Origin of the sequence: Streptomyces sp. NPDC001890, assembly GCF_042891445.1 — a bacterium.
Taxonomy (GTDB): domain Bacteria; phylum Actinomycetota; class Actinomycetes; order Streptomycetales; family Streptomycetaceae; genus Streptomyces.
Window position 1 is genome coordinate 110,160 of sequence record NZ_JBIATE010000006.1, and the last position, 14,769, is coordinate 124,928.

The window sequence follows — 14,769 nt, forward strand, 5'->3', positions numbered from 1 at the left end:
CTCAGTCGTCCCCGCCCGTGGCCGGGCCACCCTGTCGCTGCCCCTGCTGAGCGCGTTCCTCGGGCGACGGCCCGAACGTGTCGTCCAGGGCCCGGTCCCACTGGCCGTCACTGATGCCGAACGTGGTATTGAGCTGCTCCGACATCTGACCCCCCTTCCCCTCGGAAAGGACGGTGCGGCCAGTGTCCTTCCAGGTCTGCTCCACGTCCTGGCCGGCCTGCGCAAACGACTCAGCGCTGAAGTCCGGGTCCAGGTAATCAGGGGTGAGGACGTCGCCCCAGCCCTGCTGGGCGATGTCCTCCTCACTGGCGTGCGGGTTGCCATTCATCAGGGCACTCACGCCGACCTTCAGCGAGCCCTCGACATACTGGTCAGTCTCCCACTGCGTGCCCGCCGCCAGCCCCAGACGGTCCGCAAGCACGCTCGCGTCGCTCACCAGGGCGCGCACCCCCCACTCCCACCGTTCGCAGAAATCCTCGAAATCCACCGACAGCCCGCGATGCCCAGCTTCCATCCCCGTCATGGCCAGCCCCGAGAACCCCTTGCCCATCACCGAGCCGGTGGCGCCGCCAAGCTCACCGAGTTGATCAATGACCGAGCCCACACCTTGTGTGAACTTCGCTACCGACGCCTCATCGAAGGCGAGGTCCGCCCCGTCACCGCCCATAGCCGGCCCCCTCCACTGCCACACCGGAGTCGACCGCTGCAGCGTCCGCGACGATTCCGGTGACCGGCGGGAAGAACATTGCCCCGTCCTTGCTCGCAATGTCCAAGGCAAGACCCGCGGGCACGTCCAAGGTTGGCAGGATCTCATCCACGATCCGCGCCCCGAGCAGCGCGACGTAGTCCGTCAAACGGTCGCCCGGGGCACGGCGAACGGCAAAGTGAGCCAGGGCAGTCTCGTCAGTGAACGCGCAGACCCACCGAACACCGCCAAAACGAGCACTCCACAGACCAGTCCCGGCCAACGGGACCAGAAGAACCGCACGCCGCATCTCACCCACCAGCGCCCGCGGATCACCCATTCCCACCCGTTGCCCGGAAATACGCTCTGCCAACGCCGTCCTCAACTCTTCCACGGCCCCATCCTCCTCTGAGGTAACTGATGCACCGTAGAAACCGGACGAGTGGTCGGGACGGCGGCTTCCGCGCATCGACGTCGCACTGGCTGGTCGGCGGCTGAGGGAGGCCGGCCGGACCCGCGCAGTGGACGCCGAGGCCGAGCGGCTGCACCTGCTGTTCTGCCGTCCCGTCATGCTCCTTGATCCTCGGGTGGAGGACGCCGAGTCGGTGCGGATCAGAGACCTCTTGGCCGTCTTGGACCGCGCGGCCTTGACAGCCGCAGATCTGGAGAAGGACATGTACGCGGCCTACACCCGCCAGCGGCACTACCCCCTCACCGCCCGGATCCCGGGGATCAGCCCGACGCTCGGCGCCTACCTCCTCGCCGAGATCGGGGACCGGCCCGCCGAGCGAGAAGCGGTCGTTCCTGGCCACCTATGCGGGCGTCGCCCCGGTCACCTGGGCTTCCGGCAGCACTGGTTGCGCTCCAGTTGGCCTGCAGGTCTGGGACGGCGCGAGCCCTGGCGGTGCGCCACGCCGCCGCAGCGGGCTGTCACGGTGTCGGCTCACGGGCAAGACATCCTCGCTATGGGCTACTTCCTGGAGGTTTCGGTGGATGTTTGGCTGGGAGAGCTGGAAGAGCGCGCGCTGGTGGTGAAGCGGCTCTATGACGAGAGGAATCGGCTGGTGGGCCGGGAGTGGACTCGGGAAGAGTTCATGCTCGGGTTTGTCGGAGATGTTGGTGATCTTGCAAAACTTGCTGCGGCGGCGGAGGGCGCACGGCGGATCCCGGGCTGGCGGCCAGCTCTTGAGCATGAGCTGTCTGACTGCTTGTGGTCGGTGCTGGTCTTGGCCCACCTACATGACGTGGATCTGGCGACTGCGTTCTTCAGAACGATGTCCGAACTGGAGAAGCATGTGGAGGCGGGCATCGAGCGGGCACGCTCGGCCGAGGGAACCACATAACCTGAGCCTCGACTCGCGTGTGGGCCGCTATCCGCTGGTGTTTCGGGGGCCGAGGACGAGCGGCTGGCTGCCGCCGAACTTTCCTGACCAGTAGGTGTCCCTGGTCTGTCGTGGTGCTTGCACACCGATCTCGAAGCGTTGCGCGGAGTTGTTGCAGTCGCGCAGCGCGAGGGCACCTTCCACGGTTGCGGTACGCCGTTCGGAGTCCCAGTGGATGGGGTGAACCGTGGGTACGCCGAGCCATACGAGGTGCTGCTGGATGTCGTCGGGTGTAACTGGCGGGGGCGCTGAGGCGGCGCACAGTCGGCGTTGTTCGGCAGGGCAGTGGTTGTCGGTGCAGGTGCTGGTGCCGTGGACGAGGTGGGAGTCCGGTCGGCCGAGGACGTGAGTGAGGGCACAGGAGTTCGTCTGGTAGATGGGGTGGTCGGGGTAGCGGGAGGGGAGGGTCTCCAGAAGCTCCCAGGTCTCGCGGGGCCAGACGGCATCGGCGGCTTCGAGAGGCAGAGCGTCGTCCGCGAGTTCGGGCCACAGCGCCGCGAGCTGGTCGCGTGCACCTGGCTTCACCTTGAGACCGACGGCGACCGAGCAGGCGGCGTAGCGGGCGGCCCAGTCCAAGACGTGGGTGATGGTCTCGGGGGCGGAGTTCGCGGGCATCAGCGGTCGCCAGTAGTGGATGACGGGGATGCCGTGCGCGTGCAGGCGCGGGAAGTTCGTACGCAGCGCCGCGTGATCGATTCCGCGTTCAGTGTCCGGGCCGAGTCCCGAGTAGCTCAGGTACACGATGACGGGGATGCCGGCCTGGCGAGCCCGGAGGATGGCGGCGATCACGTCGTCGGTGACCGAGCACTTCGTGAAGTTCTTCCTGACAGTCAGCTGATGAGCCAGCCTTGCTGTGGCCACTTTCCTGTAGTGGACACCGCCTGCACTCCGCCGCAGGTGGACGATATCCGCCCGGATTGCGTCCGGCGGGCAGGTGCCTACGCGCTCACTCCGGGGCGTGCATCGATCGGTCCTTGACCCGCCTCCGGGGCCCGGGGTGCACCTTGAAGCACGGGCATTGCCGTAGCGTGATTGCCTGCCGCATGGAATGTCCATGTGTCCGGTCGGCCCGTGCGAGGGATTCCGGTGGCGAGCGATGGGACCGTGATGAGCGAACTGACGAAGCCCAGAATCGTGGTTCCGGAGGGTGTCGCGACCACCGAGTTGACGATCCGGGACCTCGTGGTTGGGGATGGACCCGAGGCGCAGCCGGGCAGGGTCGTCCAGGTTCACTATGTAGGGGTCACGTTCGCGTCCGGAAGGGAGTTCGACTCCTCCTGGGAGCGGGGCCGGCCGTTCAAGTTCGCCGTGGGCGGTGGCAAGGTCATCAAGGGCTGGGACCGGGGGGTAAGGGGAATGAAGGTCGGCGGCCGGCGCGAGATCATTGTTCCTCCGCGTCTCGGTTACGGCAGGCAGTCACCCTCTCCGTTGATCCCGGCGGGCTCGACGCTGATCTTCGTCGTGGACCTGCTCACGGTGGTGGGCGGGCCCGCCGGAGCGAGGCCCGGCTTGTCCGGCTCGGCCTGAACCTGGCGCTCCTGAGGGGCTGGGGGCCCTGTCGCTCCCACGTAAGGACAGATGCACTCATCGACAGACACCTCCTCAACCCATGGCGCGTGAGGTGGCGGCCTGCCAAGGGTGTGCCCGGTCCCGGATCCCGGCACATGGAGACCAGCAGGCGGAATAGCGTTGGCCTGGTCGAGACGCTCGGGCATACGCTCGGCCTGGATGGGGGGATCCCGAGACAATACTGCCAGCAGATGCGTCCGCTCCCGGCGATCAGCCGGCCGACAGCGGCACATGGAGCGTCACCGTCGAAGACCTGGCATCTGACCACAATCTCCCCGACAAACCGGCTGTCCGCGACGGTCGGATATACCTCAGCGCCATGCGCGGGCTTCGGGCCGAGTTGAAGGAGATCCAGAACAGAGAACCCCCCGGGCACCTCTACCTCGGCTCGCGATGGTCGGTGTGGGCCGACGGTTCGGCTCGACGCGAGTGTGCGCTGGTGATCCCTGGTCAGCGGCGGCCGGTGGTCAGGATGACGAGGAACTGGCCGCCGCCCGGCTCGATGCCGGCGGTCACCGGCAGTCCCGGTACCAGTCGGGAGAACCGGTCCACCAGCCAATCCGCCGCCTCTTGGGCGTCCCGCCTGGTCGGACAACGGCCCACCATCTCGCGGCCCCCCTTGCGCTCCAGTCTCCCGGCAACGGTGATCAGCGGCGCGGGTTCGACCACGTACAGGCGGTCCGGCCAGGCGATGACCACCTTGACCGCGCCCTTGCGGGTGTTGCATCCGCGGTGCGCGAGCCGCTCGGCGACCTTGGCCTTCCGGTCGGCAGTCCGGCTGTCGACGCTGGGCCCCCGTGGGTCGTTCACCGACTCGTCGGGGTCGACCGCTTCGTCACACACCCAGCACCGCCAGCCGTCGCGCTCGGCCACATCATCAAGGAGACTCATCCGAGCAAACTAGCCTGCCCGGCCGCCACCCCGGGCACCAGGGCCCCGGCAAAGTCTTAACACCGGCCAACAATGCTGCAACGCCTGGTAACCAGCGTCACCGATGCTTTGACCTGTGTGAATGCCGATACGTTGATGGCCCACCAAGGTACCGGGGCGGTGGGCCCGAGGGCCTCAAGGCATCGAGGGAACCTCACGGCACCACAGTCCGAGGCCGGGCCCGCGACCGGCAACGTCCCGAAGAGGGGCACGTCGGGCCTGCCACAGCTCCGGTCCGGCTCGGCCGCCCCTCAACAGCTCACCTCCGCACGTCCCTACACGACCGTTGAGCAGGAGAAGGCGGCGCTGGACCTCGTGCGCAGGGCTCTGGCGCTGGACGAGACCGAGCTGCGCGACCTGAGGACCCAGCACGGCCCGGGCGTGGACGCGGTGGACGAGCCGGCCCGGTTCTACGAACTCAAGACGTACGGCGGTGCCAAGCCGGACACGATCCAACTCATCCCCGCGGAGTTCCAGCGGGCGATCGAGAGCGACGCCTTCTTCCTCGTGGTCGTCTCCGGCCTGGAGGCGGGAACGGCGCCGGTCACCGTACAGATCATCCTGGAGCCGCTGAAGCACCTGCCCTACCGGCCGAGCGGCAACGTGCTGGTCTCCGGCATCCGGGGCGCGCAGAGCCTTGTCTACCCGTTCGAGAGCATGGAGTAGCCCCCGGCCATGACTGCCATGACTGCCTTCACAGTGACGACAACGACACGAGACCGGGATTCGGAGCTGCCCCTACGGTAGGGACCGAAGTGCCGCAGGGGTGGCGGCAGAGGAAGGGGACGTACAAGCATGCGCAGGGTTCCGCCGGAGATGTTCCGGTTCACCACGGGGGAGAAGTCCGACCTGAACGGGGCCGTCCTCGAGGCCTTCGGCGTGGCAGGCGAACACCTGGAGACCACGCTCGCGCTCGACGGCGTACGCGAGCGGCTGCGTGCGGTGGGCTGGATCGCGGACCTCGAGGACGAGGAACTGCATGACACGCTGAAACGGCTGGTGGGGTGGGAACTCCTCGATGTGGTCCACAACCACGCCGAGAACTACCGTACGGCCGAGGAGTATGAGCGGCGCAACCTGCACTACTCGCTGACCCGTCGGGGCGAGGCCGCGCTGGCAGGGCTGCGACACGCCCTGGAGGTGCTGGCCTCGACGGGGGCGCTGCAGACCGCAGTGCTCGAGGCGATCACCGATCGGCTCGACGAGCTGACCGTGCTGTCCGGTGAATCCGCCGCGGCCGACCGCCGGATCTTCAGCACCGTTCGGGAGCTGGAGGGTCATCTGGAGGCCCTGGTGGAGAACACCAAGGCCTTCAACGGTCAGCTGCAGCGGCTCCTGCGCGCCGAGGGCGCGGACCTGGACGTGTTCCGTGAGGTCAAGGCCGCCACCGTCGCGTACCTCCAGGAGTTCCTGGTCAATCTCGACCGGCGCGGCGAGACGGTCGCTGCAGCCGTGGCCCGCGTGGAGGAGCAGGGCATCGCGGTGCTGCGCCAGCGGGCCCTGCGGGGGGCAGAGCTACCACCGGTGCCGGGGGAGGACCCAGGGGTCGGCTGGCTGGAGAGCCGGCGGGCGCGCTGGTCGGGCCTGCGGGCCTGGTTCCTGCCGGACGACGGGACGCGCCCCCGGATCGAGCAGCTGCACGACATCGCCCGGCGCGCCATCGTCTCCCTCCTGCAGGTCCTGGAGCGGATCAACGAGTCCCGGCGCCGCTCCTCCAGCGCGGTACAGGACTTCCGGGAGCTGGCGCGCTGGTTCGCGGCGGCTCCCGAGGAGGACGACCTGCACCGGCTGTGGTCGACGGCCTTCGGTCTTGGATCGGCGCGCCACGCCCACCTCGCCCACCCCGACCCGGAGCTGATCTCCTCGTCCCGTTCCTGGTCCGAGGCGCCGCCGGTGGAGGTGTCGGCGCTGCTGCGGACCAGTGGACGGACGGAGCGCTTCACGCGCACCGGCAAAGTGAGGGACGTGGCGGCCGTGAGGGCCGAGCGTGCCGAGCGGGCTCGTGCGGAGCGGGTGGAACTCGCGCGCGCCTGGCAGGCGCTGGAGACGGACGGACCTGTGCGGCTCTCCTCCTTCGGCGCCCTGGACCCGGCGGTCTTCGACCACCTGCTGGACCTGTTGGGCCGGGCCCTGGCCGCCCCGTCGGACGCGGGCGGTCTGCGCCGGGCCACGACCGGGGACGGCAGGGTGGAGGTCGCGCTGTCGTCGCCCCCCGACGCGCGTACCGCCGTATTGCACACCGCGAAGGGGACTCTGGCGGGACCGGACTACGTCGTCCACATCATGACCGCGGTCGGAGCGACCGCTTTTCCGGCGGTCCGCGCCGCCATGGGACAGGAGACGGCCGGATGAGCACGCTCGCCAACCAACTTGCTTCCGCGGAACGGGAGGAGGTCGCCCGTGCCATCCGCCTCCTCCTGGCCCGTCCACTGCTCACCGAGGCCGCCGACCCGACCGGTTTCGAACTGGTACGACGTCGTCGTGACCCGCTGGCCCGTTGGTTCGACTACACGTGCGGCTGGAGCCTGGTCGTGGAGCCCCGTCGCGGGTATGCCCGCCTCACCAAGATCCGCGCGAATCCCGACGGCTCCCGCCCGGCGCGCAGAGCACGGTCCGGTCGGGCCCCCTTCGACCGTCGGCGCTACGTCCTGCTCTGCGTCACAGCGGCCGAGCTGCTCTCGATGCCGATGACGACCATCGGCATGCTTGCCGACCGCGTCGTCCAGGCAACGGCGGCCGACCGAGCACTCCCGGCATTCGACCCGGTGCACCGGCCGGAGCGGATGGCTTTCGTCGACGTCCTGAAGCTGCTGGAGTCGTACGACGTGCTGCGCGCCGTGGACGGGTCGACCGAGGCGTACGCCGACTCCGCGGAGGCGAAGGTGCTCTACCGGGTGGACAACACGCTGCTGATGCGGCTGCCGACCGCGCCCGTCGGCGCCTCCCGGCTCGCAGTGCCCCCGGACCAGGTGCCCGCACGGTTCGAGGACCTCCTCACCAGCCTGGTGCGGGAGCGCCGCTACGGCGGCACGGCCGTCGACGGGACGGCCGACGAGTCGCCCGGCGAGAACGCCACCACGGACGCCCAACGCAACCTGAAACTGCGCCACTCGGTGCTCCGCCGTCTCTTCGACGACCCCGTGCTGTACCGGGCCGACCTTGCCGAGGACGAGCTCGCGTACGTCACTTCCCTGACCGGCCGTCAGATCCTGCGCCGCTCGGTCGAACAAGCCGGCTTCCTCTTGGAAGAACGGGCCGAGGGCTTCCTCCTCGTCGATCCGGACGGTATCGCCACCGATGTCCGCTTCCCCGACGACACTTCCACCGCCCGTGTTGCCGCGTTGCTTCTCCTCGAACCACTCTGCGCAACTCCCGCAGGGTTGCTGTCCGAGCAGCTGGCCGAGGTCGGGGCCGATCAGCTGCGTCGCTACCCGGGCTGGGCCAAGGCGTACCAGTCCGAGGACGGTCCGGCACGGCTGGCCGACGACGCCGTGCGCGTCCTGCTCGATGTCGGCCTGGCCGACAGAGCTTGGGGCCGCGTCGTCGCACGACCGGCCGCATACCGCTACCGCCTGACGGAGACCACGAGCCCGGGCCCGAAGAGCGACCCGGAAGGCACTACCGCTTCCAGCGGCGTCGCCGCGGAAGGAGACACGCAGTGAACGTGACAGAGCTTCCCCTCCAGCGGCGGCCCGAGGAGGGCACCGAGCTGCCGCCCGCTCGAGAGCCGGACGCCGCCCGCAGCCGCTGGCAGCCCCACCGCGCGGGCATCCTCAACGTCTGGCGCTACTACGACGAGACCTTCACCTTCCACCAGGGGCGTCTGCTGCTGCGTGGTCAGAACGGCTCCGGCAAGTCCAAGGCCCTGGAACTGCTGCTCCCCTTCCTCTTCGACGCCAGCCTCCGTCCCAACCGCCTGTCCACGTTCGGCGGTTCGGAACGAACCATGCACTGGAACATGCTGGGTGCGGGAGCCTCCGGCAAGACGCGCGTGGGGTACGTGTGGATGGAGTTCCGCCGCGTCGGTGACGACGGCGCCGAACAGTGGTTCGGCTGCGGTGCTCGCCTGCACGCGAGCGTGCACACCAGTACGGCACACGCTGAGTACTTCACCACCGGCTCCCGGATCGCCCACCCCGACGGCGTACCACTCGTCAACGAGGCGGGGCAGCCCCTGACCAAGGCCGCTCTCGCCGCAGCTCTTCGCGACCAAGGCGAGGTGTACCCGTCAGCCACCGACTACCGCACCGCTGTCCGGCGCGCGCTCTTCGCAGGCATGGCGGAGCAGCGGTACGAATCGCTGCTCTCCGCGCTGCTCCAGCTGCGCCAGCCCAAGCTGTCCGAACGACTCGACCCTTCCCTGCTGTCCACCTTGCTGTCCCGCGCCCTGCCTCCGCTCGGTGAGGGAGAGATCACCGAGCTCGCCGAGGGCTTCGAGCGTCTGGACCGGCAACGCGACCACCTCGACCGGCTCGACGCCGAAGTAGCAGTGGCCGAGACCGTCGCATCCCGGCAGCGCGCCTACGCCCGCCGGGTACTGCGCGCCGGTGCGGCCGGACTGATCTCCGCGACGACCGACATGGACGACCTCACCCGCGCCGCCCGCCAGAGCGATGAGGAACTCGACGAGGCGCTCGCGGAACGCGAGTCGACCCAGATCCTGCGCGACGAACAGGAGCTGCGGGCACACGTCCTGGACGAGACCGTCGAGGGGCTGCGTGAGAGCGACGCGTACCAGAAGGGGGAGGAGCTCGACCGACTCCGCCGCGACACCGCAGGCCTGGTCGCAGCCGCCAAGGAGCGGCATATGACCGCTCGGTCCGCCAGGACCGGAGCGGAGGAGGACCGGAAGCTCGCCGACGAGACAGCGGGGCACGCCCACACCTTCGACGAGCACGCGCGTGAAGCCGCGGACGAAGTACACCGGTCGGCCCGGGCCTCGGGCATGGAATCCGTCCACCACGAAGTGGAGGCGATTCTCGACGTGAAACCGGCGGCGCCTCTCAGCGACGGCCTGGGGAGCGGGACAGGCGGCCGACGACCCGAGAATTTCGGTGCCATCGCTCGTACGCCGGGAGAGGACGCAGCCCGCCGGGCCCGCCGACTGCTCCGGGGCGCGGTCACCGCCCGACGTGAGCAGGTCACCCACATCACCGAGGCGATCGAGGAGCACGACCGCGCGGTGCGCGACCGGGGCACTGCTGAGGGCCTGCTGGACGAGGCACGCACCAGGCTCGGGGAGGCGATCGTTCACAGGGACGAGACCGCCGGAGCCTGGGACGACGCCGTCGCCGGGCAGGCGGAACGGCTGCTGGCCTGGGCTGCGGACTGCACGGAGCTGAGCATCGCCGATCCCGGCGAACTGGCGGCCAAGGCGGCGGTCGAAGCAGATGTGCGCGCGTTGGTCGATGCCGCCGCGCGACCGCTGGACCAGGAGATCGCCACGGCGCGAGTCGGTGTACGAGCCGCACACCGAGGTCTGGGGGAGGAGCGGGACAGGCTTGACGAGGAGGTGCGTCGGCTCAGCGGCGAGAGCGACCTTCCGCCGCCCGCTCCGCTCACTCGCACCACCGTCCGCGCAACGGCGGCGGGAGCACCATTGTGGCGGCTGGTGGCCTTTCACGAAGGCGTTCCGGTCGCTGTCCAGGCAGCGGTAGAAGCCGCACTGGAGGCCTCGGGTCTCCTTGATGCGTGGGTCAGCCCTTCGGAAGGGATCACGCTGCCGGGTCACGACACCCGTGTCGAGGCCACCTTGGCCGCAGCCGCCCCGGGGCCCAGCCTGCTCGACGTGCTGCGGCCAGAGGCGAACATCCCCGTACCGGCCGACACCGTGACCCGAATCCTTGTCGGCGTTGCTTACGGCACCACCCTTCCCAGCGGCCACCAGGCTGCCGTTTCCGCCGGAGGAGCTTGGCGCCTGGGGCCGGCCACCGGGACCTGGAGCAAGTCGGAACCCGCCTTCATCGGTGCTCTCGCCCGGCAGCGGACCCGGCAACGCAGGATCGCCGAACTGACCGGGCGTATCGAGGAGACGGACGCCGCCCTCGCTGCCCTCGACGACCAGCTGTACGAGCTCGACGCCCGAGCCGCCCGGCTGGATGCTGACCAGGCCGCCCGGCCCGACCACCGAGAGCTCGACGCGCGCCGACGGGACTGGGACCGGGCCGAGGAGGTGGTGGCCGCCAGGGACGAGGTCGTACGCGACACGACCATGCACCTCGCCCGGCGCGAGACAGAGGTGGCGGACGCGCTGCGCATGCTGAGCCGCCGGGCGGCAGAACACGGACTGCCCACTGACCGCGACCGGTTGCGGAGCTTCTCCGGCGGCATCGAGAGGTTCCGCGACCTCGCCGACAGCTGGGTCGATGCCCGTCTTACAGCGGCTACCGCCGCCGAGCGGGCTCGGCAGACGGCCGCGCAGGCAGACCGGTCCCGCCGCATCGCGGACGAGAGTGCCAGGGACGCGGCCGTCGCCGAGGCGAAGGCTGTCGGGATGACGGCGCGCCTGCAAGCGGTGGAGGCGACCGTCGGAGAGGACTACCGACAGATCGTCGCTCGCGTCGCGGAGACGCGCGCCGAACGGGACCGCTGCCGGGACGACGCCCGGCGGGCGAACCGTCTCCTCGTGGACCTGGAAGGGCACATCGGAGAACTGAAAGCCACGAGCAGCCAGGACGCCGAGCGACGGGAGAAGGCCGTCGCGGCCCGGGACGGCGCGGCGCGCCGGTTCCGGCACCTGTGCCTCGTCGGCCTGGCCGAGGACGCCGGAATCGCACCGGAACTCGACTTCGGGGACGGCACCAAGGCCACTCTGGAGGCCGCCCGCGCCACCGCGGCCCAGTGGCCCGGGCTCCCGTACGCGCTACGGAACCTCGGCGACGCCGCGACCCGCCTCTCCGAAGCCGTCCACGAGGCCCGTGGACACCTTGGTGTCCGTGCCGACCTGGCTCTGGAGCCCGACGATGACGTCCAGCTCTTCACCGCCACCCTGGATGGCGTACGCGTCGGAGCGACCGGCCTGCTCACCACGCTCACCCAGGAACGCGACCGCAGCCGTGGCGACATCAGCACCGCAGAGCGGCGTCTCTTCGACCAGATCCTTACCGGTGACATCCGTCGTCACCTCGCCGCCCGAATCCGCCGGGCCGGCGAACTCGTCGCGCACATGAACGGGCACTTGGAGCGGGTCCGTACCGCCTCCAACGTCGCGGTCCAGCTCGTCTGGGACGTCCGCCCAGACCTCCCCGACAGCACCCGCACCGCCCGCCAGCTGCTCCTGAAGGACCCCGGCCGGGTCACCGAGTCCGACAGGGAGGCCCTGCACGCCTTCTTCCGCGGCCGCATCGAGGAGGCCAAGAACAGCGACACGGCCGCGAGCTGGGAGGAGCACCTCGGTGAGGTGCTCGACTACACCGCCTGGCACAGCTTCACCGTCCGGCTCGACCGGGCGGACGGAAACGGCTGGCAGCCGCTGACCAAGCGCCTTCACGGTGCTCTCTCGGGAGGGGAGAAGGCCATCGCCCTGCACCTGCCGCTGTTCGCCGCCGTCGCCGCCCACTACGAGGACGTGCCCCTGGGGCCCCGTCTGATCCTGCTCGACGAGGTCTTCGTCGGCGTCGACACCGTCAACCGAGGACAAGTCTTCGCCCTGCTCGCCGCACTCGACCTGGACCTCATGATCACCTCCGACCACGAGTGGGGCACCTATCGCGAGCTGCCCGGTATCGCCGTCCACCAACTCCTCACCGATGGCAACGACGAAGCCGTCACCAGCGCGCGCTTCGTCTGGAACGGCACCGGCATGGAGGCGGAATGACGGCCGCGGACGCCACGACCGCCACACAACCGGCACCGGGCGAAGCCACCCTGCGCCGCCCCGAACTCCGCCCCCTCTGGCAGACGGTCCACGACCGTCTCTCCTCTGGCCGCCCCGTCGCGCGTGTACGCCTCGGGCCGCTGGACGAGCCCCAGCGGGAGGCCCTCGCCGATCTCCTCGGCCTCGACCGCCTGCCGGACCCCCGCCCCTCCGTTGCTCTGGCCCGCTTGGAGGAAGCCGTCACCGAACTCTCCGGCCGTACCGTCCCAGAGGTCGTCACCGCACTCGTCGGACCGCTTGGCGACAGAGCCGGCGAACGGCGCCGCCAGGACGACGAACGCTCAGGGCTGTGGGCCTGGCTGGCCGGTCATGACACGCTACGGGCGCAGCCGGTGTTCGCCGATTGGGCCGCTTCCTGTCGGGCCACTGGCCTGGTCGGCGGCTCGGCGGAACGTACCCGTACGCTGCTCACCGATGCGCTCAGGGTGCTCGCCGAACTCCCCGGTCAGGCCGAACCCTTGCCCGTCTTCGCGGCCCGGGTTCTGAACGGCCACGCGCACGCTCTCGACGACGGCACACCTCTCTCAACGCTCGTCCTGCGCGCCCTGGCGACCCTGTACGACGCTGCTCCACCGCAGTCCGCAGCGGAACGGCGCGCCCTGTGGACCCAAGCGGGCGTCGCAGATGACGAGCTGTCCGCCACCGTCGTCGTCGGCGGACTACGCCTCGTCGGCGACGGCCTGCTCGCCCGTGTGGCCCGCCTGTGCACCGAGGCAGGTCAGGCAGCCAGCCTGACCCTCGCCCACGTCCGGAACCCGGGTGAGCTCACCTTGCCCGCCGCCCTTGCCCCACACGTCGTCCACGTGGTGGAGAACCCCAGCATCTTGGCCCTCGCTCTTCGCCGCTTCGGCCCCGACTGCCCGCCGCTCGTCTGCACGTCCGGCTGGCCCAACAGTGCCGCGATCCAGCTCCTGCGCCTACTCGTCGACCGGGGTGCCGCTCTTCGTTACCACGGTGACTTCGATGGCGAGGGCATCCGCATCGCCGCATACGTCTTGGACAAGACGGGAGCGCACCCCTGGCGTATGACGGCAGGGGACTACCGAGCCGCGGTCGCCTGCAACGCGCGCGGCCCTCACCCCGGGCGCATTACCGTAGCGCCGTGGGATCCCGAGCTGGCTGAAGTAATGGCGGAGCACGGCATCGCCATGGTCGAGGAGCTGGTGGCCGATGTGCTGTTGGAAGACCTCGCTGCTACGGCGCGGCCGGAGTGCTCCTCTGGCCGCTTATGACGCTCCAGACGCCCGAAAGGGTGCTCGGAGCGGCCGCACACCCGCGCTGACCTGCAACTATGTTCGCTCCCGCTCTGCGCGACATCTTTCGATGACGCATCACGTGGAAGGTGCGATCGAGTACCTTGGCAGTTGTCCTAACGGAGTCTGGTGGACACGAACACGAGCAACACCAACCGTCAGGTTCGGTTGAGTTTCCTCGGCCAGGTTCTGTCAGGCTGATCACGTCCGGAGCCGGAGCCGGAGCCGAAGCTGAAGCCGGAGCCGGATCGCGGCGACGGTGACGGTGCCGCGGAAGACGTAGGCCCGATTCTCGTAGCGGGTTGCCACGGCTCGGAAGTTCTTGATCCGGTTGATGGTCCGCTCGACTTCATTGCGTCGCTCGTATTGCTCCTTGTCGAAGCCGGTGGGCCGGCTGCCGTTGCTGCCGCGGCGTTTGCGGTTGGCCCGCTGGTCCTTCGGCTCGGGAATCGTGTGCTTGTTCTGGCATCTGCGCAGGCAGCGGCGGGGCTTGCTCCAGGACGCCCAGAACAGTGGGGCGCCGAGGTGGTCCGGTGGTGAACGCCGGGGAGTGGTTGCCGAGCCATGAGTGTCACGCCCATGATGGTGGCCATGTCGGAGGAGCGGGTGTCGGCAGAAGGGCAAGGTGCTGGTGCCGGCGCCCTGGTCTCGCTGTCGAGTGGTGAACTGCCGCAAGGCGACAGGTTCGACTGGTTCGCGGGGCTGGTGCGGGAGAATGTCGCTGCCTTCTCCCTCGGAAGTGCCCATGCCCACGGTTTCGAAGCTCAGGTGACCGGAGTGGATCTCGGCTCCGCGCAGCTCACGCACCTCGTCTTCGAACCGCTTCATGCCGCGCGGACACCGCGGCACATCAGGCGCGGTGACCCGGAAACGTATCAGCTCGCCCTGATCGGTGGCAGTCCGATGGTCACCCACCAGCACGACAACGAGGCCGAGATCCCCACCGGCAGTCTGGTGTTCTTCGACACCTCGCACCCGCTGAACACCCTTGTTCCGGATGAACGTGGACAGGGCCGCGTCACATTGTTACGGATACCCAGGAGCGCCCTTCCGCTGCCCGCCGGCCGGGTCGAC

The 14,769-nt window shown here is 69.4% G+C and carries 11 protein-coding genes and 1 pseudogene; 7 read left to right on the plus strand and 5 right to left on the minus strand.

Features of this window, described 5'->3' with window-relative positions:
• Nucleotide 1: 1 nt before the first annotated feature.
• Both ACFYY1_RS18675 and ACFYY1_RS18680 read right to left on the minus strand, forming a co-directional pair.
• A complete protein-coding gene (locus ACFYY1_RS18675; RefSeq protein WP_388586477.1) occupies nt 2-667 on the minus strand; it encodes a hypothetical protein in 666 nt (221 codons plus the stop codon).
• Nucleotides 657-1,025 carry an SseB family protein gene (locus tag ACFYY1_RS18680; RefSeq protein WP_388586894.1) on the minus strand — a complete coding sequence of 123 codons (369 nt, stop codon included), beginning with the start codon at nt 1,023-1,025 and terminating at the stop codon, nt 657-659. Before ACFYY1_RS18680 ends, ACFYY1_RS18675 begins: the two co-directional genes overlap by 11 nt.
• 181 nt (nt 1,026-1,206) lie before the next feature.
• Here ACFYY1_RS18680 and ACFYY1_RS18685 point away from each other — a divergent pair, with 181 nt between their 5' ends.
• The gene (locus ACFYY1_RS18685) at nt 1,207-2,028 is read left to right on the plus strand and encodes a hypothetical protein (protein WP_388586478.1); all 822 of its coding nucleotides are present in this window, start codon (nt 1,207-1,209) and stop codon (nt 2,026-2,028) included.
• A 27-nt stretch (nt 2,029-2,055) separates the two neighbouring features.
• On the opposite strand, the gene ACFYY1_RS18690 is transcribed toward ACFYY1_RS18685, so the two are convergent.
• Nucleotides 2,056-2,928: a hypothetical protein gene (locus ACFYY1_RS18690; RefSeq protein ID WP_388586481.1), complete on the minus strand. Its 873-nt coding sequence runs from the start codon at nt 2,926-2,928 to the stop codon at nt 2,056-2,058.
• 246 nt (nt 2,929-3,174) lie between these two features.
• Between ACFYY1_RS18690 and ACFYY1_RS18695 the strand changes: the two genes are divergently transcribed.
• Nucleotides 3,175-3,594 carry an FKBP-type peptidyl-prolyl cis-trans isomerase gene (locus ACFYY1_RS18695; protein WP_388586483.1) on the plus strand — a complete coding sequence of 140 codons (420 nt, stop codon included), beginning with the start codon at nt 3,175-3,177 and terminating at the stop codon, nt 3,592-3,594.
• Between the two features lie 492 nt (nt 3,595-4,086).
• Here the strand turns inward: ACFYY1_RS18695 and ACFYY1_RS18700 are convergent, their stop codons facing one another.
• On the minus strand, nt 4,087-4,527 hold the full coding sequence (locus ACFYY1_RS18700) for a hypothetical protein (RefSeq protein ID WP_388586485.1): 441 nt from the start codon (nt 4,525-4,527) through the stop codon (nt 4,087-4,089).
• Between the two features lie 354 nt (nt 4,528-4,881).
• Between ACFYY1_RS18700 and ACFYY1_RS18705 the strand changes: the two genes are divergently transcribed.
• From ACFYY1_RS18705 to ACFYY1_RS18725, 5 genes are all read left to right on the plus strand, one after another.
• Nucleotides 4,882-5,232, plus strand: a complete 351-nt coding sequence (locus ACFYY1_RS18705) for a hypothetical protein (RefSeq protein ID WP_388586487.1) — start codon at nt 4,882-4,884, stop codon at nt 5,230-5,232.
• A 129-nt stretch (nt 5,233-5,361) separates the two neighbouring features.
• The gene (locus ACFYY1_RS18710) at nt 5,362-6,918 is read left to right on the plus strand and encodes a TIGR02677 family protein (protein WP_388586490.1); all 1,557 of its coding nucleotides are present in this window, start codon (nt 5,362-5,364) and stop codon (nt 6,916-6,918) included.
• On the plus strand, nt 6,915-8,228 hold the full coding sequence (locus ACFYY1_RS18715; protein WP_388586493.1) for a TIGR02678 family protein: 1,314 nt from the start codon (nt 6,915-6,917) through the stop codon (nt 8,226-8,228). Before ACFYY1_RS18710 ends, ACFYY1_RS18715 begins: the two co-directional genes overlap by 4 nt.
• The gene (locus ACFYY1_RS18720; RefSeq protein WP_388586495.1) at nt 8,225-12,382 is read left to right on the plus strand and encodes a TIGR02680 family protein; all 4,158 of its coding nucleotides are present in this window, start codon (nt 8,225-8,227) and stop codon (nt 12,380-12,382) included. The genes ACFYY1_RS18715 and ACFYY1_RS18720 overlap by 4 nt, the downstream gene beginning before the upstream one ends.
• Nucleotides 12,379-13,674 (plus strand): TIGR02679 family protein, encoded by a 1,296-nt coding sequence (locus ACFYY1_RS18725; protein WP_388586498.1) that lies wholly within the window; start codon nt 12,379-12,381, stop codon nt 13,672-13,674. The genes ACFYY1_RS18720 and ACFYY1_RS18725 overlap by 4 nt, the downstream gene beginning before the upstream one ends.
• A gap of 222 nt (nt 13,675-13,896) precedes the next feature.
• Here the strand turns inward: ACFYY1_RS18725 and ACFYY1_RS18730 are convergent.
• Nucleotides 13,897-14,238, minus strand: a pseudogene (locus tag ACFYY1_RS18730) (IS5/IS1182 family transposase); the annotation flags it as partial.
• Nucleotides 14,239-14,769: the final 531 nt, after the last annotated feature.

Bases quoted from the DNA above. Each gene is read 5' to 3' on its own strand.
- ACFYY1_RS18680 (WP_388586894.1), bottom strand. From the start codon at position 1,025: ATGGGTGATCCGCGGGCGCTGGTGGGTGAGATGCGGCGTGCGGTTCTT.
- ACFYY1_RS18715 (WP_388586493.1), top strand. From the start codon at position 6,915: ATGAGCACGCTCGCCAACCAACTTGCTTCCGCGGAACGGGAGGAGGTC.
- ACFYY1_RS18675 (WP_388586477.1), bottom strand. From the start codon at position 667: ATGGGCGGTGACGGGGCGGACCTCGCCTTCGATGAGGCGTCGGTAGCG.
- ACFYY1_RS18710 (WP_388586490.1), top strand. From the start codon at position 5,362: ATGCGCAGGGTTCCGCCGGAGATGTTCCGGTTCACCACGGGGGAGAAG.
- ACFYY1_RS18725 (WP_388586498.1), top strand. From the start codon at position 12,379: ATGACGGCCGCGGACGCCACGACCGCCACACAACCGGCACCGGGCGAA.
- ACFYY1_RS18700 (WP_388586485.1), bottom strand. From the start codon at position 4,527: ATGAGTCTCCTTGATGATGTGGCCGAGCGCGACGGCTGGCGGTGCTGG.
- ACFYY1_RS18695 (WP_388586483.1), top strand. From the start codon at position 3,175: ATGAGCGAACTGACGAAGCCCAGAATCGTGGTTCCGGAGGGTGTCGCG.